Source organism: Dolichospermum compactum NIES-806 (genome assembly GCF_002368115.1).
Classification (GTDB): Bacteria; Cyanobacteriota; Cyanobacteriia; order Cyanobacteriales; family Nostocaceae; genus Dolichospermum; species Dolichospermum compactum.
In genome coordinates this window covers 2,030,201-2,053,746 of the sequence record NZ_AP018316.1, presented here as the reverse complement: position 1 = coordinate 2,053,746, position 23,546 = coordinate 2,030,201, and the positions used below count along the sequence as shown (strand labels likewise).

The following is a 23,546-nucleotide window of genomic DNA, read 5'->3' as shown; positions in this document are numbered from 1 at the left end:
TCAACTTACATAATCCCCGCAAGGGGACTGAAACCGATCGCAAATCGCTCTTGTTCTTCTGCGGGCATATTGTTTCAACTTACATAATCCCCGCAAGGGGACTGAAACATCACCAATTTCTCCCTAAGAGCGATCGCCAAAGTTTCAACTTACATAATCCCCGCAAGGGGACTGAAACTCCTACGTTTTTTGCACTCTATTTTTATCATTACAATGTTTCAACTTACATAATCCCCGCAAGGGGACTGAAACTCATTCTCAGATTTAACTAATCTCTGATTTTGAAGTTTCAACTTACATAATCCCCGCAAGGGGACTGAAACAATATCATTGATATCTACGTAAATATCATTGATATCGTTTCAACTTACATAATCCCCGCAAGGGGACTGAAACAGGCAATCAGTCAAGTATCGCTCACGGATAACTATGTTTCAACTTACATAATCCCCGCAAGGGGACTGAAACACCAACTACTTCCCTAACTTCATGAATCAGTTCATGTTTCAACTTACATAATCCCCGCAAGGGGACTGAAACAGCATATCTGCTAACAAGTTAGGATATCTGCTCTTAGTTTCAACTTACATAATCCCCGCAAGGGGACTGAAACCCTTCCAGATAATTCCTTAATTTTATCTGGGTTATGTTTCAACTTACATAATCCCCGCAAGGGGACTGAAACCTTTTGCAATTTGTCCGTTTACAAGACAATGCTTTAGGTTTCAACTTACATAATCCCCGCAAGGGGACTGAAACGTCAAAAGATTAGCAATAAGAAGCGCAGTAAGTTGTGTTTCAACTTACATAATCCCCGCAAGGGGACTGAAACCTAACGAAACTATAGCTTTATAATCTAAGAAAAAAGTTTCAACTTACATAATCCCCGCAAGGGGACTGAAACTCCGACGTTTCCGACATTCAACTTTCAAAAATGCAATGTTTCAACTTACATAATCCCCGCAAGGGGACTGAAACATTCCCAAAATCCTTATGTATATTAGATAAGCTTTGGGTTTCAACTTACATAATCCCCGCAAGGGAACTGAAACGTATTTTTGGCTTTTAAATACTAAATGATTTACTACAAGGTTTCAACTTACATAATCCCCGCAAGGGGACTGAAACTGTCCTTTGCCGATGTTCGCAAAGGTCAAATCGAGTTTCAACTTACATAATCCCCGCAAGGGGACTGAAACAAAATATCTCTTCCCATAGGTTAATAAATCAGGGTTTCAACTTACATAATCCCCGCAAGGGGACTGAAACCTATAATTGCTAATTTTGGGGATGCTCTTAGTCTGCGTTTCAACTTACATAATCCCCGCAAGGGGACTGAAACAAAATCACAAGACATATTCTGTTTGTGGGGGATATCAGCGTTTCAACTTACATAATCCCCGCAAGGGGACTGAAACTCTCGATCCGCCTCTTCTAGCGATGACAGCCAAGCGATGTTTCAACTTACATAATCCCCGCAAGGGGACTGAAACAAGCCAAAGGATAGCGCAATTAAAACAGTTAGCAAGAGTTTCAACTTACATAATCCCCGCAAGGGGACTGAAACAGTTTTCCGTCAAGCGCTCGCCAAGTTAACTAAGTTTCAACTTACATAATCCCCGCAAGGGGACTGAAACACCTCGATCACTTTATCGCTTGGCTAGGGTCACTAGAAGGTTTCAACTTACATAATCCCCGCAAGGGGACTGAAACAATATTTTGGTAACTATTCCCACTACTTCCTATAGAGTTTCAACTTACATAATCCCCGCAAGGGGACTGAAACCGGCGATGACGAATCGGATTTGATAATTTTCGATTCGTTTCAACTTACATAATCCCCGCAAGGGGACTGAAACAAATAATACCCTTCTGATGGTTCTGATTTATTAGGTTTCAACTTACATAATCCCCGCAAGGGGACTGAAACTATATAGTGGTTAAGTAAATTTTTAATAGCTATGGTTTCAACTTACATAATCCCCGCAAGGGGACTGAAACCGGTTAGGAACTGAAATTCTGCCACTATCAATAGTGCGTTTCAATCTACATAATCCCCGCAAGGGGACTAAAACTTGAAACAGCGATTAAAACCCGTCAGCCAGGGAATAAATTCCCTGTCTAAAAGCTAAAGTCGGTTAAAACCGACTATTTCAGCATACAAAGGATAATTTTTTATCTCGAATTAACTAGAGTGCGTTTTAACGCACTTTAGCTTTGAGACCGGAACTTAAGTTCCGGGCAGATTTGTTCAGCCAAACCAATGAAATATCGCCTACAATCACCTTTTATATAGGACTGACTACTTATTCAAATCCCATCGCCGCCGCCACAGCCTTAATATCAGCATCAATGCCCTGTTTGAATTGAGCATGACTGTGTTTAATAGCCGTATCTGGATCTTTCAAACCATTACCAGTTAAGACACAAACAACCGTTGCACCAGTGGGAACTTCGTCCTTTACCTGTAACAAACCAGCCACAGAAGCCGCACTAGCCGGTTCACAGAAAATCCCTTCTGATGATGCTAAAAGTCGGTAAGCATCGAGAATTTCCTCATCAGTCACAGACCGGAATCTTCCCTGACTGGCTGTTTGCGCCGCAATGGCTTTATCCCAACTAGCGGGATTCCCAATTCTAATGGCTGTAGCTATGGTTTCAGGATGTGCTACCGGTTGACCATTCACCAAAGGTGCAGCGCCAGCGGCTTGAAAACCCATCATTTTCGGTAAGCGATCGCATTTACCATCTTGATGATATTGACAAAAACCCATCCAATATGCTGTGATATTACCCGCATTCCCCACCGGAATACATAACCAATCGGGAGCATCACCCAAAGCATCAACAACCTCAAAAGCTCCGGTTTTTTGTCCTTCTAAGCGGTAGGGGTTGACAGAATTTACCAAAGTAATAGGATAACTATCTGCCACTTCCCGGACAATTTCCAGAGCGCGGTCAAAATTGCCTTTAATAGCTAACACCTCTGCGCCATAAAGTAGCGCCTGTGCCAACTTACCTAAGGCCACATAGCCATCGGGAATCAGCACAAAGGGTTTCATTCCTCCCCGTCTAGCATAGGCAGCGGCAGCGGCAGAAGTATTACCAGTGCTGGCACAAATCACAGCCTTAGCACCTGCTTCTGCTGCTTTAGAAATTGCCATTGTCATCCCCCGGTCTTTGAAGCTACCAGTAGGGTTAAGTCCATCATATTTAACATACACCTTCACCTGTCTGCCAATACGTTCGGCGATCGCTGGCACGGGAATCAAAGGTGTGTTACCCTCGAGCAAAGTCACCACAGGGGTTTTTTCACTAACAGGCAAGTATTGACGATAGGCTTCTATCAGCCCTGGCCACGGTTGGCAATGAGATTTAGCAGCAGACAGGCTCAAAGTCACAGGATTAAAAATTTCTTAATTAAGGATTTACAATTGGGAATGCTTTTGAATAAGTATCCCACTTTTCAAGTCTATATGTTAGTTGCGGAACACCGTAATAATGAAAAAATATTCAAGGCGGTTTTAACCGCCCGTGTCGCTTCCCTCTCAGGGCTAAAGCCACGCTTGTTTCCCACTTACCCGATATCCCTATGATAAAAACTATATAATGTCTTAACAAAGATTAAGATAAGTATATTATACTATCTCTAAATGGTGTGAGTTAAATTTCTAATGCCAACAACTATGTCTACTATGTCATCCAGTGTTTCCGAATGTGAATCCCACGCTAACTTAGTTAAGAAGTTAACGAAGGCGTACTATCGAGACGATCAGCAGGTCAAATTTATGAACTTGCAAGCGGAGGTAGATTCCCTTTTAGAGCAATTGCAAAATCTCAAAAGCGAACAAGTGGAAGCTCCTAGCGACGAAGAATAAATTACCAGTTGTGGTAACTATTCAAATCGCTGATTAGTTTGTGACCAACGTTCCAAACTATATCCCTGCCTATTTTCTACCAGTAACGCTAGAGATTGATCATCAGTAAGTTGAGCGATCGCAATTAGCGTTTGCTGGTTTGCACGGGCAAAATCACTATAAATGATATTACTATCCGCCGAAAAGATCAGAGTCCGGGGACGTTTTTGATTATCTGCTAATTTGGAATTGTTACCATACTGATTTAAAGATGCTATAGCAGAATCAGAAATAGTCACGACAATCTCCTGCTGTTGATCATTCGTCAAATCAGCTAATTGAACAGGCCAATCAGCCATTTTTTCCCACATTTCCTGAAAATCAGGAATCACACCAGAAGTTAGATCACCCGACTGTTGTAATTTTTTCCATAAAACTGGCAGCATGGACTCTACCAACTGAGGTTTTTGTTGATATAAATCCTTCACAGTTACCGGAGACGTTTCTACCCATGTTAACGCATCCACAGTCAGAGCTAAAGGTCGGGGTTGAAAAGAATTAACCTGACTTTCGGGCAACGCAGAACCCAACATTAACAACCGTAAACCCTGCCCCCTCACTTGTACAGCCTTAATATTAGTTCTAGTAACCTCCTGTTCTCCATTAGGTTTCCAGACAATAACCTGCATACTGGGGTCAGAACTAATCCCCAGAAATTTGCGCCAAAATTTTCGAGGTTGATTTTGCAATTGGTCAAAATTAGCAAACGGATAACTTAACCAACTTGTACCATCATGAAAGGCACTAACTTCCACCTGATACCAAACTTGATTATTAGTAATTTGTAAATCAGTTTGCAGAGATATTGGCAACCAATCCTCCTCATTAATGCGACTAACTTGTGTCACAGTGCCGATAATTCGACTTTTATGGGAATTGATTTTATCATCATCAAGTTGAGTTAAAATATCTTGAATATAGTTAAGTGTTTCCGCATTAATATTCGGTTGTGCTTGCAACCAAGCATTAGCTCGTTCTTCCCCCCGTTGCACCTTGAAAATTAACGCTACCCAAGCCAAAACAGCGCGACGATTAGGATTAAGTCGCAACGCTACCGCAGACCGATTCCAAATCCTCCCCTTATCAGTTTGTAATAAATTAGTAATTTCTTGACCATTATCAGATGATTTTTCCAATACCTGTAAAGCCTTTTCCCAACGACCATCAATAATATCTGCTGTCACTTGTTGATGAGGACTCGCCCAATTTTTTTCAGCCTGCGTTCTTGTAAATTCCGAATGTAACCGGATGACATCTATTTGCGCCCGTGCTGCCTCTGAAAAAGGCTGTTTACGCTGTTTTTCTAAAGATTTCAACCATGTAAAAGCAGGAGTCCAAAGTCCATTTCTGGCTAATAACAGAGACTGTTGAAAAGCAAATTCATTAACGGCAGGTTTTTGGAAATTAATTGCTTCCAAATAAATAGAATTAGCCACTAACTGACTCGGTTTAACTTGATAAACTTGCAAATTTGGTTCTACATTTACCGTTTGATCAATAATTAAACACTAGCGCTGCTTAACAACAGACTCAGCGCCAACGTAGACCATAACCAACTACGCCGTTGAGAACGTTTGGGTGATTTTTTAACATTCTTCTTCGTTACACCTGGAGGAGGCTGATTCAGCCTAGTAGCTTTTGGTATGCGTTTGCGGGGTTTATTGATCATCTGACGATTACTAGCACTGGTAATTTGATGTTGTTCAAAATTAGGACTTACGCAAGTGTCACACTAAACATCTGTTGTAGAGTGCGTCAGATATCAACAATTTGTTTGTAGCATTTATGCAGTTTGACGCACCCTACCAATGTGCCAGTTGCGTAAGTCCTGAAAATCATCCATGATAAATTCTGACAAACTTAGTGCAATTTTGCCAGTATACTAGTACAGGTCGGCGGAAATAAATAGACCATTCCAAACTACTGGAAAGTTCATTGTATATTCGTTTTGACTTTTGACTTTTGACGAACGCCTTGCGGTACTAGGGTAAAACTTAAAACTTCGCTAAAATCCCCTACTTCTTGGAGAAGTAGGGGATCTTGTTTATTGTTGATTAATATAATTGAGAATGGGTATATTTTTTATTACATATTCGACTGGGAGAAAAGGGGCAATAAAAAAGGTTTGGTTGACAACCAAACCTTGACTTAAATCCAGTGCATAACAACATCCCGAATTAATTTAACCTATATGATCTATTTTCAGCATCTTCCTATAGTATGTATGCAAATTTCATAAAACCTGATAGGAAATCATTTATCATGCCAAAATGCCAAAATGGCGAAGGGTCATTGATGATTGGTCATTGGTCATTGGTCATTGGTTGTTGGTAAAAGGAAAATTATTATTACTCCTATTCCCTATTCTCCATTCCCTATTTCTGAGATAGATCTAATAAATTTGCTATCTTGTAAACTGTTCGCGCACCGACATTACCATCCCATTCAGCATCACCAACTTCACAAACATCAAAACCAATAATTTTTCTACCACTATTTACCAGTTCGCGGAATAGACAATAAACTTGTTCTAATTCCAGTCCTCCAGGGACAGGAGTACCTGTGTTGGGGCAAAGTTTAGGGTCTAAACCATCAATGTCGTAGCTAATATAAACTTTTTCTGGTAAATGACTGATTATTTCTCGACATAAATCCAACCAAGTCTTACCAGCATATAGTTGTTGTTTAATTGCTGAATCATAATAACCAATAATGCGATTATTTGATTGATTAATTATTTGTACTTCATCATGACAAATATCTCGTACACCTACTTGGACTAATTTAGAAATTTGCGGTATTTTTATGGCATTAAACATAATAGACGCATGAGAAAATTCAAATCCCTCATAGGCATTACGTAGGTCTGCATGGGCATCAATATGTAAAATTCCCCAGTCATCATATTGATTAGCTAAAGCTTGAAAGTAGCCTAATGGTGAACTGTGATCACCACCAATGACAGCAACTCGTTTACCTTGATTTAGTGCTGCTTGTGATTGGGTAAACAACCAATGATTTACCTGTTCCCCAGCTTGGTTAATTGCTTCTAGAACAGGAGTTAAATCTGGTGAGTCTGTGAGGGATTTACCTTCGGCTTGACGTTCAATAATTCTGGCTGCTTGTTGACGATAATAGTTATTTTTTTCGATCATTTCCTGGGGAATTTCTACCATAAATATTCCCTGTTTCCAACCGTCAGGATGATCAAAATCAAATAAATCTATTTGCAGTGAGGCATCTAAAATCCGCTGTGGTCCGTTCGCCGTTCCTGCACGATAAGAAACTGTGACTTCCCAAGGTATGGGGAAGATAATTAAATTGGCTGAATCGTAATTAAATGGTAATCCCATGAAGTTGCCATTTTTTTCGGCTACGCTGTTGGGATTGTAGTTTTCAATGAAGTCGTTCATATTGAAAATTAGTGCTGGTTAGGGATTGATATTTAGAGGATGTTTGAAAAGTTTTTAATGTATAAATAAACCCCTCTCCAAACCTCTCCCCGCATCGGGGAGAGGCTTTGAAACCCCCATTCCCAGCCTTCGGCACGCTGCGCTAACCTAGGGAAGGGGGGAAGGGGGGTTAGGTTTCTGGAGATTATCGGTTTCATCTAATACTGTTCAAACGCCCTCTTAGATTTTATCAATATTTGTTAATCTCAGCTGATTTTAATTACCATTACTTTTGGTGATATCCAATAGGAGAAAATCCATAAATTATAATTAAGAACGACGGACATTTAAACAACACCATTCTTTTCTTTTCCAGAGGGTAGCTACAATCCAACCATTTTGTTCTAAAGCATCAGCAACGGCTTTAGATTGTTCTAGTAAAATACCACTGAATATACCCCAAGTGCTAGGTTTGGTAATGGCGGTCATTTCTGGGAGTAATTCGATGATTACATCTGCTAAAATATTGCAAACAATCCCGTCTACAGGTTGATCAATTATTTTTCGGACTATGTCTACACTACCCTCAAGAGGGATTAAAGAATCTGGACGGATCTGATTAAGAGTGCGATTACTAAAAGTAGATTTTACGGCTAAAGGATCGTTATCAACGGCATAGACTTTACCAGCACCTAATAATATTGCCCCAACGCCTAGAATACCTGAACCACAACCAATATCGGCGATAATTAAAGGTTTTCTTGGTTCTTCAGTGTCTAGGAAGGATTGGGGAATTTCACCGAAGCGCATTTCTAGGGATTCTAAACATAGTTGAGTGGTGGCGTGATTACCTGTACCAAAGGCTACGCCTGGATCAAGGCGAATTACTAATCGGTCTAGGGATTCGGGTAGAGGTAGCCAAGCGGGGTTAATGAGAAAGCGATCGCCTATTTCTTCCGGTTGCCAATGTTGTTTCCAGCTACTAGACCAGTCTTCTTCGTCAATTAAGCCCCAATGCAGCACGGGTGCTGTGAGTCCTACACACAGGGCATCTTGACGCAGCCATAGCGATAAAGCAGCCAAATCTAGCAGTTGTACTTTAAAGGTGGGTAAATAAGCCTTAACAAATGAGACATTGCCCTTAATTTCTACTGCTGTACCACGACAGCCAAAGTTTTCTAACCGCCAAAATATAGTTTCTTCTAAATCTGGTTCAGATAAAATATTTAATTCCCACCAGGTATTTGCCATAGAATTTTAGATTTTAGATTGGTAATGGAGAAAAATAAACTATGATTTTGAAGATTTTGATGATGGGGATGATTTGGATAAATATCAAATTAAACTATCATTGTTATTTATGATGATCAAAGACAATCCAATGATTGAATCATCTTTATCAAATCAATCACAAAAATCACAGTTCAGACATCATCCCCATCAAATCAATCACAAAAACCCTAGTCCAGAATTAAAGTGTGACTGTATAAGCGTCCCGAATACCTTCCACTTTTTTAATTTCCGCTAAAATGCCATCAGGTAAAGGATCATCAATACTGAGAGCCATAACAGCATCACCACGAACGATTTTCCGACCTACCTGCATACTGGCAATATTGACATTAAAGCTACCCAGTAGAGAACCCAGTTTACCAATAATACCGGGCATATCACGGTGTCGAGTAAACAGCATATATTTGCTGGGGGGAACGTTAATGGGGAAACCGTCAACATCTGTTAAGTGAATTTCCTTATCACCTAATAAAGCCCCTGTAACAGAATGTGTGCCTAGAGTCCCTGTGGCTTGGAGATGCAACGAACCAGCATAATTCCGTGCTGAAGCGTCCCTTGTTTCAATGACTCGAATCCCCCGTTCTTTGGCTTCTATGGTAGCGTTGACATAATTTACCCGCTCCCGCAGGGCTTGGTAAAGTAGTCCTTTGAGGGCAGCTATTACCAAAGGTTGACTTTTATTAGTTGCCAGTTCTCCTTGTAGTGTAACATTAAGTGTTTCAACTCTGCCGCCGGTGAGTTGACCAACTAAGTTACCCAGGGTTTCCGCTAATTCCATGTAAGGCTTGAGTTCTTCCAGAATATCGGGTCCTAGTCCCGGAATATTCACAGCGGAACGGGCGGGTAGTCCTAATAACACATCCCGAATTTGTTCAGCCACATCTATGGCGACATTAACTTGGGCTTCAGCCGTAGAAGCACCGAGGTGAGGAGTAAGGACAACTTCTTTACCCAAGCCTAGTAAGTCAGATGCACCTAATGGTTCGGAATCGAACACATCTAATGCAGCCCCAGCAATTACACCATCTCTGATTGCCACTGCTAAAGCCGCTTCATCAATAATGCCACCACGAGCGCAGTTAATAATCCGGGTAGTGGGTTTCATTAACGCCAAAGTTTTCGCGTTGATTAAGTTGGCAGTTTCTGTGGTTTTGGGAATGTGTAAGGTGATATAGTCGGCTTGCTGGAATAGTAAATTTAAGTCTACCAGTTGACAACCCAGTTGTTCGGCTCGTTCTGTGGAGATAAATGGATCATAGGCGAGGAGTTTCATCCCCATAGCCTTAGCGACATTAGCAACATGAGAACCAATTTTTCCTAACCCGACAACGCCGAGGGTTTTTTTGTATACTTCCGAACCAACATAACTTTTCCTGTCCCATTCACCACGTTTGACTGAGGCATTAGCATCAGGAATATGACGAGATAAGGACAAAATCATGGCTAAAGCGTGTTCAGCTGCGGCAATGGTATTACCTTCTGGCGAATTGACGACGACAATCCCTTTGCGAGTAGCTGCGGGAACATCAACGTTATCCACTCCCACACCGGCACGGCCAATAATTTTTAATTTTGTACCGGCTTCTATAATTTCTTGAGTAACGCGAGTTCCTGAACGGATCATCAGCGCGTCATACTCGCCAATAATGGCTTTGAGTTCATCTGGTTTGAGGCTGGTTTTGACATCAACTGTAGCTACTTGGGAAAGAATATCAATACCAACTTGATCAATGGGGTCGGAAACAAGAACCTTGGACATAATTACTTGATTTTGGTTGACAGGTTTTACTGTACAAGACTTTTTAGTTTAATCTTTATCTGTGGCACTTGGGGAAAAATTATGGAAAACAGGCAAGAGGCAAGAGGCAAGGGGAGTAATAATAATTTCTCTTTACCAATTACCAATTACCAAATTTTGTTAAATTTTCTTTTCTCCACATCACATCTCTTTTCCTATTTGTTTTGACTTCTAAAACTCTAATTCCTGTCTTTGGTAAATACTTTAATCTATTTGCTAATTCTTCCCAAGAATTAATTAATTTATGTTGTACATTGTAAGTCGCGCATAACTTAGAGAAATCAATATTTTGGGGTGTGGCAAAAAACTCTTCAAAAGGTGGATTAAATTTAGCAATGGGTAACATTTCAAATATTCCTCCACCGTTGTTATTAATTAGGATAATTGTTAAATGTCCAATAAATTTATTGCTAATCAAAAAACCGTTGGTATCATGTAATAAAGATAAATCTCCTGTTAACATCACGCTACTTTGCTGATGATGTGCTATTCCTAAAGCAGTGGAAAGTGTACCATCAATCCCATTCGCGCCTCGGTTAAAATAGGGTTTAATTCTTAAATTATTGGGTTTCCAGAAAAATTCTACATCTCGCACTGGCATACTATTCGCAATAAATAGGGGTGTTTGTGGTGGCAAAATTTGGGAAATTAACCAAGCAACTTTACTCTCGATTAATTCATCTACATTTTCTAAATCATCATCAATATTTTTTCTCACTTGCTTTTCTGCTGTAGACCATTTTTGTAAATATTCATTTTCTGCTAAGTTTCCAATTTCCAACTTACCAATTTCTGTGACTGAAATTCTTAAATGGGTGGTTTTTCCATGTAAAGGATCTAAATTTTGATCACAATTATCAATGACAAAACGTTGTGGGTTAGCATTGGTTAACCAATTACGTAATTCTTTGCTTGTGGGCATTTCGCCAATTTGGATAACTACTTCTGGGGTTAATTCTTGGGCAAGGTTTTGATTCCTGAGAATAATATCGTAGGTGGAAATTATATAAGGATTTAAGTCTGCGTAATTTCTAACGGGGGAAACTCCTTCCGCTAAAACAGGCCATTGGAGAGTTTGACTTAGATGTGCGATCGCTCTACAATAGTCTTCCGGGGCTTGTGGTTGGGCTACACCAGCGATAATAATCCCTTTTTGGTAATTAGTAATTGGTAATTGGTAACTGGTAATTGGTAATGGGGTGGAAACTATTCCCGCAAAGAAATCTTCCACATCTAAGGTAAACTCTGTACCGTCGGGAATGGGCGCGAGAGGGTCACGGAAAGGTATATTTAAATGGACTGCGCCAGAATTGGGAAATTGACAACGTTCCCAAGCATAAATTACCGTTTGTCGGAGATAATCTAACATTCCTACATCTAGAGAAGGTGTAGCTAATTCCCCTTGCCAATTGGGATAATTACCGTATAATTTCACTTGGTCAATAGTTTGTCCAGAATGACAATTTCGTAATTCTGCTGGTCTATCGGTGGTTAATATTAACAAAGGGACGCGACTTTCCCTAGCTTCAATTACCGCTGGATAAAAATTTGCTCCCGCAGTTCCCGATGTACAAACTAATACTACAGGTTTTCCCGTTACTTTGGCTTGTCCCAGGGCAAAAAAAGCCGCTGAACGTTCATCTAAAATGGGAATAGCTTCAATATCTGGTATTTGTTGGACAAAAGCGATCGTTAATGGTGTAGAACGAGAACCAGGACAGATAACAGCGCAATTTAAACCCAAGCGTTTGAGGGTTTCTGTTAATACATAAGACCAAAGAAGATTAAGATTATTAAAAGTAAGTTGCATTGATTAGAGATTATGGACTGTATTCATTTAACAGGAATTCGTGGCTATGGTTATACCGGATTTTTACCAGAAGAACAAGCATTAGGACAATGGTTTGAGGTAGATGTTAAATTATGGTTGGATCTTTCTAAACCTGCCAAAACAGATAATATTGAAGATACTATAGATTATCGGCACATAATTAGCTTAGTGCAAAATTTGCTAAAAACCTCAAAGTTTGCATTGGTGGAAAGACTAGCTGGTGCGATCGCTGATGGTATTTTAGAGGACAGGGATAGCATTAATCAAGTACAAGTTATTCTCAGTAAACCCGCTGCACCTATTCCTGATTTTAGCGGCAAAATTAGTATTGAATTGACTAGAAGTAAACTCCAGTAGCCGGAGTCACGCAGAAAGATTTGGTTTATTACAACTGTATCAATTATGGAGTGTTTGACGTTAATGCAGGATGAGTTGAAGTGTCGTCATGGTAAATTAGTGAGCGTGCGTAAGTCCTATTATCTTTTCTTGAATTTCGCAAATCTATAGTCGAACAACTGACAACTAACTAATTTGCATCTTACTTAAAATCACGCAAATATTTTTTGGTTCGTTGGTGGGTTATATGATGGTACAGGAAATGCTGTATGGGAAGGAAATGATGCCTTTATCACAAGAGCGGATTTTAGATAGTTTGATGAATTTGATACTTACTCACACCAAATAGTAAACTACATGAAGGTTTAAATGATTCATTTATCACAAACTGTAATATTTGTGTAACTTATCATATTCATTTTAAATCTAATAATCCTGTTTCTTTTAATTTTGGATTAAAGCGGATTTGAGTATTGACTCCCCGGGCTTTGAGAACTTCTAAAATTTCTTGTTCAACCCGCCGCGCCACATTTTTTAAAACCTTGCTTTTTCCGAATTCATCAATAGCGATATTTTGATAATTATTTTGTTCTTCTGGTGTCATTAATTCTTTCACATCTATAGGATTATTCCATTTTTGTTTATTTTCGATGTTCGCAATATCAGGATTAGCATTTTCCGTAATCCAAGCATTTTCAATAGCTGCCAAAATTGTTCGATTAGGACGTTCTATAGTTTGTACCTTTACCCAATAACAATTTTCAGGTTGACGGACTAAATGCTGTTTTAAACTTAGATAAATATCACGAGAATAGCCAACAAATTGCAGAATTTTATCCTGATTAAAAATCGCGTAAACTCCAATTTTTTCTTGAAAGGTGACTATGACTTCACCATCATTATCAATGTAGGCATTATATTCCAAACTAGCTAAGGTTGGTAAGTTTATTTCTGTTGTCATAAATGAATTAAAAATTTGAAAAAGAGTGATGATTAATGAGCCGTCAAGCTGGGTGATTTTTAATAATGGATAATGGATAATTATTCATTACCAATTATCCATTATTTAACTAGTACAGGTCGGCGGAAATAAATAGACCATTCCAAACTACTGGAAAGCTGATTGTATATTCGTTTTGACTTTTGACTTTTGACGAACGCCCTGCGGTACTAGAGTTTATTCATCATCAAAATCATCATCATCCTCTTCTTCCTCGAAATCATCGTCCTCTTCTATAACCAGGTCGTTAATTTCATCAGCAATTAAATCATCCTCATCGAGGAGTAGCCGTTCTCCTATCTTGCTGCCAAAGCCGCCATCTCCCATACCCGGTGCATCCAGGTTGTAGAGTTTCGCTGTGCGGTCATCTAGCACCATGTCCAATGGATCATCCACTTCGTCTAAGATGCCACTGCCCATGTCTACTACGTAATCGTCAATTACCCCCGCTTCTTCGTAGGTATTGTAGCCAGTTCCCGCCGGAATCAAGCGCCCAATGATCACGTTTTCCTTCAGTCCCCGCAGCCAGTCGGATTTGCCCTCTATGGCGGCTTCTGTTAAGACTCTGGTAGTTTCTTGGAAGGAAGCAGCAGAAATGAAACTGTCGGTGTTCAACGATGCCTTGGTAATCCCCAACAGCATGGGAGTGTATTCTGCCCTAGCCCCACCAGTAATGGCCATGGCTTCGTTCACCTGTTCCACCTGCCGTAGTTCCACCAGTTCCCCTGGTAGCATGGTGGTGTCCCCACCGTCATCAATCCGCACTTTGTTGGTCATTTGCCGGACAATTACCTCAATGTGTTTGTCAGAAATGTCAATCCCTTGAGATTGGTACACCATCTGCACTTCGTTCACCAAAAAGGTTTGTACCTTCTGCAAAGCGTGGGAAGCACAGGCATAGACCCCATCCTCCGACCCCAAACTGAAGAATATTTCCAGAATCTCGTGGGGGTTGGAGGGTCCATCGGTCATTGGTTGTCCGGCTACTATGTGCGCCCCGTCGGGAACAATCAGGTTTTGTCCAGGTCCGAGGGGATAGTCTGTCACTGTGCCATTGGCTTCGACAATCTTAATGGCGTAGGCTTCTCTGGTGATGGATGTCACCTCATCCCCATCGCCATAGACAATCTTCACTTCCCCTGGACGACGGGCTAAAATACAAGCTTCCTTGGGTTTACGGGCTTCTAGCAGTTCCTCAATCCGGGGCAAACCTTGAATAATGTCCCCAGTTTTGGCGCGTTCAAATACCAACAACACCAAGTTGTCACCCCGTTGCACCAAATCCCCATCTTCTACCTGTAACACCGCCCCCGGGCTGACTCGGTAAGGACGACCAACGCGGAGAGTAATGGTGTAAGCAGCAGCCGACAACGCAGTGCCTTCTCCCTTGCTCCCTGCCCCCTGCCCCTCTGCCTTGACTTCCACCACCTGTCCCGACTCAGCAGCCACGACACCAGGAGCGATCGCACTTCCTTCTACTACCAAATCACCTTTACCGACAGTTGGCAACACATTTGTATTCACCGTCACCAAATCATTGGCACGCAATACCAAACAACGGCGCACTGTTTCCGCCCCCTGTTGCACACCCCGGACTATGCCCCCTTCCTTACACAAGATCTTCGTCCGGGCTACTACAGACCCAGGCTCAATAGTGTCACCATCCACCACTTCCAAATTAGTTTGGGTACTGCCTTGGGTGGCATCTGCAGTAATGTCGCGCCGTACTACCAAAGACTCTAAAATCACCAACTGTAATCTTTGAATCTCTGGATCTTCTGGGTCTGTAATTAGTTCAATGTCCGCCGCCAAAGGTGAACTGCCATGTTCTCCCTCCGTGTCCTGCTCAATTTCTAAGACAATCTGTGTCCGTAGCAGTTCCACACCTTCCACCGACTTCACCCGTTCGGAATCCTTGTAGGGAATCCGTTGTACTGCCCGGAGTTGAATCGAGCGCCCGGTGTGTTGACTAACGGAAGTTGTCGCTGGCACATCAGGGTTGGTGGGGACAGCAAATTCCACCACTGGACGACTCAGCAGCCCTGGACCTTCGGGAGTTTCGACATACTGGACATAGCGCAATTCTGTGGCTACAGTCCCTTGCAGTTCTTCACCGGGTTGCAAGAAAGTATTGTCATGGGCGATCGCTGCTTCTGGATCATCCACCATCAACAGTTCACCGGGCTTAATCACGACCTCTCGCAAAATGTCGTTCTTTTGGGTAACTTCCACTACCCCACCGGTTTGACAGAAGATGTCCTGGACTACTTCTGTCCCCGCTTCCACATACTGTCCATCTTCCACCCGTAACAAGGAAATATCCTTATTTACTTCATGGGTTTCTTCCGGTATCCACAGCAGCGTTCCCCCCTGGACTACCTCATAGCCCAATTTGGCTTTACCTTTTTTCTGTACCTCCACTTCGGCAAACTTCAGTAAGCCCCCGGTGGTTGTCCGGTACTGGTCATCAATCAATTCTGCTACTACCTGACCATTTTGCACCTTCGCCCCTGGAGTCGCCCGCAAATTAAACTCCGATATCGCGCCATTACTGGGATTAGTAGTGGTAATCAGGTAATTATTACGTCCTTGGGAACTCTGGATTGTCACTGCTGCCTGATCCAACACTACGGAAGCGGTAATAATCTCAATTTCTCTGGTGGCTTTCCCCGGAATCGCTTCTGGCAACCGCACCACACCCCCATGAACTGTGGTTAATTTGGTTTCCGCTAAGACTCCATTGGTAGCGATCGCATCACCATTTTTTACCACCAATTCTGCCCCAGGCAGTAAATTATATACATCCCCCGACAGAATCCAAATCAACCCCCCTCTGGAGGCTGTGACAGTGGTGTTGCCCTGGCGGTCGGTTTTTTGTTCGGCCACCACATCGGCAAACTTCACCTCACCTGCCAAGTCAGAAGCCACATCCTTAACTGCTTTTTCTGTATTGGTTCTGGTAGTTCTGCCCCCCAGTGCCACCTCAGCTACCAAGTGATCCGCTAGTACCTGTTGACCATTGTGGATATACAGAGTTGAACCTTGGGTGACGGCAATTTCTTGGCTTTCCCCCGTTCCCGATTTTTTATCCCCCTCAATCGTCAAAGTCCCATTGGCTTCCACATACAAAGCATCTTCACCATGCCGAGTCCGATAGGGACGGGTTTGTAACTTGCGGGGAATTTTTACTGTTCCTGACACCTGCGATCTCACCTGTTGGGCTACTTCCCCTGTGAATACACCTCCAGTGTGGAATGTCCGCATGGTTAACTGTGTCCCCGGTTCGCCAATACTTTGGGCGGCAATAATCCCCACAGCTTCCCCGAGATCCACCATCTTGGCATGAGCCAAACTCCAGCCATAGCAGTGCTGACACACGGACCGCGCCGCCTCACAGGTCAAAGGACTGCGGACAGTCACCTTTTTGACTCCGGCTTTTTGGATTGCGATCGCCAAGTCATCATCAATGGGGGTATTCCGAGGGGCAATTATTTCCCCCGTTTCTGGATGCACCACATCCTCACCCACCACTCGACCCATTAGCCGTGTCGCCAGTTTAATCAGGGTTTTGTTACCCTCCACCATTGCCCCAATCGTCAAACCGCGATTAGTCCCACAGTCAAACTCCCGCACAATCACATCCTGGGACACATCTACCAACCGCCGGGTTAAGTACCCTGAGTCAGCAGTCCGCAGCGCCGTATCCACCAGCCCCTTCCGCGCCCCATAACTAGAAATAATATATTCAGTAACCGTCAACCCCTCACGGAAATTGGTCTTAATTGGTAAATCTATAATTTCCCCCTGGGGATCTGCCATCAAACCCCGCATCCCCACCAACTGCCGCACCTGGGAAATATTCCCCCGCGCCCCGGAAAAAGCCATCATATACACAGAATTGAGGGGATTGGTTTTTTTGAAATGCACCACCACCTCATCCTTGAGCGCTTCTGAGGTACTATTCCAAGTATCAATTACCTTTTGGAAACGTTCAACTTCGGTAATTTCCCCCCGTTGATAGCGTTCCTCCGTCGCCAAAATTTCCGTCTCCGCCGCCTCCAGCAGTTCCTTCTTAGAAGGAGGAATCATCAAATCATCCACACTAATAGACACACCAGCTTTCGTCGCGTAGCGAAAACCCAACTCCTTGAGTTTATCCGCCATCACCGCCGTCCGCGCCGTTCCATAATGGGTAAAAGACCAGGAAATCAAGTCTCTTAATTTACCCTTGTTCACCACCAGATTGCGAAAAACTGCTTTAGTCATACGATTTTAGATTTTAGATTTTGGATTTAACAAATTTAGATTTTGGATTTTAGATTTAACAAATTTAGATTTTGGATTTAACAAATTTAGATTTAACAACTTTAGATTTTAGATTGCAAAATTCAAACAACCCAAAATCCCAAAATCAAATAATCCAAACAATCCAAAATCGAAAATTGTTAAGCGTCTATCGCTTCCTGAATCGCCTTGTTATAAATCGCCCTGCCAGGAGTCGTATAAATGTACTGAGAAATCAAATTTCCTTGACCATCTTCCCGCACCCGGCGGAACTTATAAATCAGGGTTCGACTGTTGAGTTTGCCCTTAGCATCCTTGTCCTCAATGATTTCCAAAGGTTCATTATCCGGTTCACCCGAATCAATTTCCCCATCAAACCGCACGTAAATATAGGCATGAAGCTCCACCTGCTGCGCCTCATAAGCCATAATTACATCATCCAAAGACGAGAAATACTTACCAGCCCCCTTCGTCGCATTGGGGTTTTCCGCCGTCAGATAATACGCCCCCAAGACCATATCTTGGCTAGGAGTGACAATCGGTTTACCTGTTGCCGGTGACAAAATATTATTAGAAGCCAACATCAACAACCGCGCCTCAGCTTGACTTTCCAACGACAACGGCACATGAACCGCCATTTGGTCACCGTCAAAGTCAGCATTAAAGGCCGGACATACCAAAGGATGCAATTGAATCGCTCTCCCCTCCACCAAAATCGGTTCAAAAGCCTGAATCCCCAAACGGTGCAGCGTCGGCGCTCGGTTTAACATCACCGGATGTCCCTCAATCACCTCTTCCAACACATCCCACACACTGGGATCATTACGAGAAATCAGCTTCTTCGCCGCCTTGATATTATTCACCATCCCCGACCGAATCAAACGATTGATCACAAAGGGCTGGAACAACTCAATCGCCATTTCTCGCGGCAGTCCACACTGGTGAATCTTCAGCTTAGGACCGACCACAATTACTGATCGCCCTGAATAGTCCACCCGTTTCCCCAACAGGTTTTGTCGGAACCGTCCTTGTTTGCCCTCAATAATGTCCGACAACGACTTCAGCGGGCGGTTATTAGCCCCCACCACCGTCCGTCCCCGGCGACCATTATCAATCAAAGCGTCCACAGCCTCTTGCAGCATCCGTTTCTCGTTACGGACAATAATCTCCGGGGCGAGAATTTCCTGAAGCCTAGCCAAACGGTTGTTGCGATTAATTACCCGGCGATACAAATCATTCAAATCGCTTGTCGCAAACCGCCCCCCATCCAACTGCACCATCGGGCGCAAATCTGGGGGAATCACGGGGATAATTTCCATTACCATCCATTCTGGGTGAGAACCGGTGGCGATGAAATTATCAATTACCCGCAGCCGTTTAATTAACTTCGCCCGTTTCTGTCCCTTGGCTTTCTCAATTTCTTCCCGCAGGGTTTCCGCCTCCTGCTCCAAATTAATATCCGCCAACAGCCGCAACAGAGCCTCAGCCCCAATGCCCACTTCCACACCCTCTAACTGGGAATCTTCACTGTAGATAGCATCCTCAATTTCTAGCCACTGGTCTTCACTTAACAGTTGCTTGTAACTGAGAGTATCCGCGTTACCAGGTGCTAAAACACAGTAAGAGTTGAAATAAACAATCTGCTCCACATCCCGCAGCGGCATATCCAGGAGAATCGCAATATAGCTAGGAATCCCCTTGAGATACCAAACATGAGCCACCGGGGCAGCCAACTTAATAAAACCCATCCTGTGACGACGGACGCGGGATTCTGTCACTTCTACACCACAGCGCTCGCACACAATCCCTCTATGGCGCACCCGCTTGTACTTACCGCAATGGCACTCCCAATCCTTAGCCGGTCCAAAAATTCTTTCACAAAACAAACCATCCATCTCTGGTTTGAGAGTGCGGTAATTGATGGTTTCTGGCTTGGTAACTTCACCTACGAGTTGTCCATTAGGCAAGGTACGCTCACCCCACTGGCGGATGCGCTCTGGCGATGCTATACCAATTTTTACGTAGTCAAATTGATTATTTTGGGGGGATCTCATATTAAAAAAGTCAAAAGTCAAAAGTCAAAAGTCAAAAGTCAAAAGTCAGGAGAAGGAAGAAGAAAGAAAGAAATAAAGAAGGAAGAAGAAAGAAGGAAGAAGTAAATTAATTTATACCCCTGCCCCCTGCTCCCTGCTCCCTGCTCCCTGCTCCCTGCCCCTGCTCCCTGTTCCCTGCTCCCTGTTCCCTGTTCCCTGTTCCCTGTCACCTGTCACCTGTCACCTGCCTCCCTAATCGTCCCCTTCCAAAGACTCACGGGAAAGCGACTCATAGGTGGGTCTAGGTGGTGTCCGTCGAGCGGCTTGGTCGGCCATCAGGTCTACCTCCACATCCAAAGAACTACCATCGGCTTGGGTTTCTACCTTATGTACCGCAATATCCAAGCCCAAAGACTGTAACTCGCGCATCAATACCTTGAAAGATTCAGGAGTACCCGGACGGGGAATAGCCTTACCTTTAACGATCGCATTCAGTGCCTCATTCCGTCCCTGCATATCATCGGACTTGACTGTTAACAACTCCTGCAAGGTATAAGCAGCGCCGAAAGCCTCCAATGCCCATACTTCCATTTCTCCAAATCTTTGCCCACCCTGTTGAGCCTTACCACCCAACGGTTGCTGAGTCACCAAAGAGTAGGGACCTGTGGAACGAGCGTGAATCTTGTCATCAACTAAATGCACGAGTTTGAGCATATAGGCAACACCGACAGTAATCGCCCGGTCAAAGGGTTCGCCGGTGCGACCATCATAGACCATGATTTTCCCCGCATTATCGGGGTTATAGACCCAATCCTTCGCAGTTTCGTCTCTGGCTTCTTGGAGTTTGCCATGAACTAAGCGCCGGGAAGTTTCTTCCCCATACATTTCGTCAAAAGGAGTAATTTTGAACCTAACTCCCAAATTATGACCAGCCCAACCCAGCAAACATTCAAACACCTGTCCGACGTTCATCCGGCTAGGTACACCCAAGGGATTGAGAACAATATCTACTGGTGAACCATCGGCTAAATAGGGCATATCTTCAGCAGGCAAAATCCGGGAAATAATCCCTTTGTTACCATGTCTCCCTGCCATTTTGTCGCCAACTTGGATTTTGCGCTTTTGAGCCACATAAACCCGGACTACCATATTTGCCCCAGGTGGCAGTTCATCACCTTGTTCACGGGTGAATAACCGGACATCAACTACCCGACCTTTTTCACCATTGGGAACTCGCAGAGAGTTGTCGCGGACATCGCGGGCTTTTTCACCAAAGATGGCGCGGAGTAGTTTTTCTTCTGGGGGTTGGTCTGATTCACCTTTGGGGGTGACTTTACCCACGAGAATATCTCCAGCATCTACCCATGCCCCAATGCGAATAATCCCTTGTTCATCTAATTGTCTGAGGGCATCTTCTCCGACGTTGGGAATTTCTCTGGTGATTTCCTCCGGCCCGAGTTTGGTTTGTCGTGCCTCGATTTCGTATTTTTCAATGTGAATAGAGGTATAGATATCTTCTTGCACCAAGCGCTCGGAAATGAGAATGGCATCCTCGTAGTTGTAACCTTCCCAAGGCATATAGGCGACAACGATATTTTGTCCTAATGCCAGTTCTCCCCCTTCTGTGGAAGAACCATCTGCCAATACCTGACCAGCAACGACTTTTTCACCAATTCTCACCAATGGTTTTTGGTTTAAACAGGTATCTTGGTTAGAACGTTGGTATTTAGAAAGTTTGTATTTAAGTTCTTGGCCTTTTTCAATAACTTGGCTACCACTAGCTGCGGATAGTTGACCGCTGGCACGGACACGAATTTCTGTGGCATCAACATACACCACATCGCCATCTGTGCGGGACACTATGACCATCCCGGAGTCTCTCGCGGCTTGGGCTTCTAAACCTGTTCCCACTAAGGGGCGTTCTGGTTTTAACAGGGGTACAGCTTGGCGTTGCATATTAGAACCCATCAGTGCCCGGTTAGCGTCATCATGTTCCAAGAAGGGAATCATGCTAGTAGCTACTGAGACTATCTGCACTGGGGAAACTGCTACGTAATCCACTTGTTCAGGTCCGGTGGTTGTCCAGTCTTGGCGATAGCGAACTGGGACTTGGGGTCCTTTGATGTAACCGTTTTCATCTAGGGGAACGTCACCGGTGGCTGTGCGGAGGTCGTCTTCTTCGTCTGCTGTCATGTAGACGGGCGGAACGTCAAATAAGACTTTGCCGTTTTCTACTGGTCTAAAGGGTGTTTCTAGAAAACCGTAGAGGTTAACACGGGCATGGGTGGCTAATGAACCAATGAGTCCGGCGTTTGGTCCTTCTGGTGTTTCGATGGGACAAATCCGTCCGTAGTGGCTGGGGTGAATATCTCGAACTGCAAACCCGGCTCTTTCTCTGGTGAGACCACCTGGACCCAAGGCACTGAGGCGGCGTTTATGGGTCAATTCCGCTAGGGGGTTGGTTTGATCCATGAACTGACTTAGTTGGCTCGAACCAAAGAATTCTTTGATAGCTGCGACTAAGGGTTTGGGGTTAACTAGGGATGCGGGGGTGAGAACTTCGGCATCGGATACTGTCATCCGTTCTCGAATAATTCTTTCTAAGCGGTTTAACCCTACTCTGACTTGGTTTTGCAGTAATTCACCAACGCTTCTGACTCGGCGATTTCCGAGATGATCAATGTCATCAATACTACCGATGTCGTATTCTAGGTTAATCAGGTAGTCAATGGCGGCGAGAATGTCCCCAGGGGTGAGGACGCGCATGGTGTCGGGGGCAGAAAGACGCAGTTTTTTGTTAAGTTTATAACGACCGACTTTTCCCAGGTCATAGCGTTTAGGATCAAAGAAGCGGGAGTCTAAAAGCTGTTGTCCACCTAAAACTGTAGGTGGTTCACCGGGACGAAGTTTTCGATATAATTCCATTAGGGCTTCTTCTTCGGAAAATTGCCCTTCTTTTTCGATGGTTTTTTGGAAGTATTCTGGATGGCGCAGGGCATCAAAAATTTCGTTGTCGGATAATCCCAGTGCTTTCAGAAGTACTTGGGCTGATAGTTTCCGGGTTTTATCTATCCGTACCCAAACTAAGTCATTACGATCTGTTTCAAATTTGAGCCATGCGCCCCGGTTAGGAATTAAGCTGGCGGAATAGGTACGTCTTCCGTTTTTATCAATTTCTGATTTATAGTAAACTCCAGGCGATCGCACAATCTGATTCACAATGACGCGCTCGGCTCCATTAATGATAAATGTGCCTCTATCTGTCATCAAGGGCAGATCACCAATAAATACTTCTTGTTCTTTAATGTCTCCTGTTTCTTTGTTCAGTAGACGGGTAGGAACATACATTTGCACTGCATAGGTGCTGTCTCTCCGCTTGGATTCTTCAACGCTGTATTTAGGTTCTTTGAGTTTATAGTTATTACCTAAAAAGTGCAGTTCTAATTTGCCAGTGTAGTCTGTGATTGGACTAAAAGAATTCAGTTCTTCTATTAGCCCTTCTTCTAGAAACCAACGAAAGCTAGAACGCTGAATTTCGATCAAGTCTGGTAACAGAAAGGCGGATTCCATGTATTTGTCGTCGTTAGTCATGCCTTTACCTTTATCAACCTGGTTAAACTTTAAAGGAAGCCGATAGCTTGCGTGGCGCAGCCATAGCTGAG

At 43.4% G+C, this 23,546-nt stretch carries 13 protein-coding genes and 1 CRISPR repeat array (1 of these 14 cut by a window edge); of the genes, 2 read left to right on the top strand and 11 right to left on the bottom strand.

The genetic code is table 11. The annotated features are described in order from the left end of the window. Positions 1–2,075: direct repeats of the CRISPR family, unit length 37 nt; unit sequence GTTTCAACTTACATAATCCCCGCAAGGGGACTGAAAC (it extends 153 nt beyond the left edge of the window). 231 nt (positions 2,076–2,306) lie between these two features. Next, the gene (gene thrC, locus CA730_RS09830; protein ID WP_096666846.1) at positions 2,307–3,401 is read right to left on the bottom strand and encodes a threonine synthase; all 1,095 of its coding nucleotides are present in this window, start codon (positions 3,399–3,401) and stop codon (positions 2,307–2,309) included. A 273-nt stretch (positions 3,402–3,674) separates the two neighbouring features. Between thrC and CA730_RS09825 the strand changes: the two genes are divergently transcribed. Beyond that, positions 3,675–3,878 carry a hypothetical protein gene (locus tag CA730_RS09825; protein WP_407919782.1) on the top strand — a complete coding sequence of 68 codons (204 nt, stop codon included), beginning with the start codon at positions 3,675–3,677 and terminating at the stop codon, positions 3,876–3,878. A gap of 17 nt (positions 3,879–3,895) precedes the next feature. Here the strand turns inward: CA730_RS09825 and CA730_RS09820 are convergent, their stop codons facing one another. The 6 genes from CA730_RS09820 to menD all read right to left on the bottom strand — a co-directional run bounded on the left by CA730_RS09820 (position 3,896) and on the right by menD (position 12,210). Beyond that, positions 3,896–5,386 carry a hypothetical protein gene (locus tag CA730_RS09820; RefSeq protein WP_096666842.1) on the bottom strand — a complete coding sequence of 497 codons (1,491 nt, stop codon included), beginning with the start codon at positions 5,384–5,386 and terminating at the stop codon, positions 3,896–3,898. 32 nt (positions 5,387–5,418) lie between these two features. Next, the gene (locus CA730_RS24280; protein ID WP_157749948.1) at positions 5,419–5,586 is read right to left on the bottom strand and encodes a hypothetical protein; all 168 of its coding nucleotides are present in this window, start codon (positions 5,584–5,586) and stop codon (positions 5,419–5,421) included. A 706-nt stretch (positions 5,587–6,292) separates the two neighbouring features. Then, on the bottom strand, positions 6,293–7,330 hold the full coding sequence (locus tag CA730_RS09815; protein WP_096666840.1) for an agmatinase family protein: 1,038 nt from the start codon (positions 7,328–7,330) through the stop codon (positions 6,293–6,295). A gap of 309 nt (positions 7,331–7,639) precedes the next feature. Then, positions 7,640–8,560: a 50S ribosomal protein L11 methyltransferase gene (prmA, locus tag CA730_RS09810; protein ID WP_096666838.1), complete on the bottom strand. Its 921-nt coding sequence runs from the start codon at positions 8,558–8,560 to the stop codon at positions 7,640–7,642. 220 nt (positions 8,561–8,780) lie between these two features. Continuing rightward, a complete protein-coding gene (serA, locus tag CA730_RS09805; RefSeq protein ID WP_096666836.1) occupies positions 8,781–10,361 on the bottom strand; it encodes a phosphoglycerate dehydrogenase in 1,581 nt (526 codons plus the stop codon). A 139-nt stretch (positions 10,362–10,500) separates the two neighbouring features. Next, positions 10,501–12,210 (bottom strand): 2-succinyl-5-enolpyruvyl-6-hydroxy-3-cyclohexene-1-carboxylic-acid synthase, encoded by a 1,710-nt coding sequence (gene menD, locus CA730_RS09800; protein WP_096666834.1) that lies wholly within the window; start codon positions 12,208–12,210, stop codon positions 10,501–10,503. A 12-nt stretch (positions 12,211–12,222) separates the two neighbouring features. Here menD and folB point away from each other — a divergent pair, with 12 nt between their 5' ends. Next, positions 12,223–12,588 (top strand): dihydroneopterin aldolase, encoded by a 366-nt coding sequence (folB, locus tag CA730_RS09795; RefSeq protein ID WP_096666832.1) that lies wholly within the window; start codon positions 12,223–12,225, stop codon positions 12,586–12,588. A 394-nt stretch (positions 12,589–12,982) separates the two neighbouring features. Here the strand turns inward: folB and CA730_RS09785 are convergent, their stop codons facing one another. The 4 genes from CA730_RS09785 to rpoB form a co-directional block, all read right to left on the bottom strand. Continuing rightward, on the bottom strand, positions 12,983–13,528 hold the full coding sequence (locus CA730_RS09785) for a GIY-YIG nuclease family protein (RefSeq protein ID WP_096666830.1): 546 nt from the start codon (positions 13,526–13,528) through the stop codon (positions 12,983–12,985). Positions 13,529–13,744: 216 nt separating this feature from the next. Further along, positions 13,745–17,833, bottom strand: a complete 4,089-nt coding sequence (locus tag CA730_RS09780; protein WP_096666828.1) for a DNA-directed RNA polymerase subunit beta'' — start codon at positions 17,831–17,833, stop codon at positions 13,745–13,747. Positions 17,834–18,012: 179 nt separating this feature from the next. Then, on the bottom strand, positions 18,013–19,905 hold the full coding sequence (locus CA730_RS09775) for a DNA-directed RNA polymerase subunit gamma (protein ID WP_096666826.1): 1,893 nt from the start codon (positions 19,903–19,905) through the stop codon (positions 18,013–18,015). Between the two features lie 231 nt (positions 19,906–20,136). Further along, positions 20,137–23,475 (bottom strand): DNA-directed RNA polymerase subunit beta, encoded by a 3,339-nt coding sequence (gene rpoB / locus CA730_RS09770; protein ID WP_096671420.1) that lies wholly within the window; start codon positions 23,473–23,475, stop codon positions 20,137–20,139. Positions 23,476–23,546 lie beyond the last annotated feature (71 nt).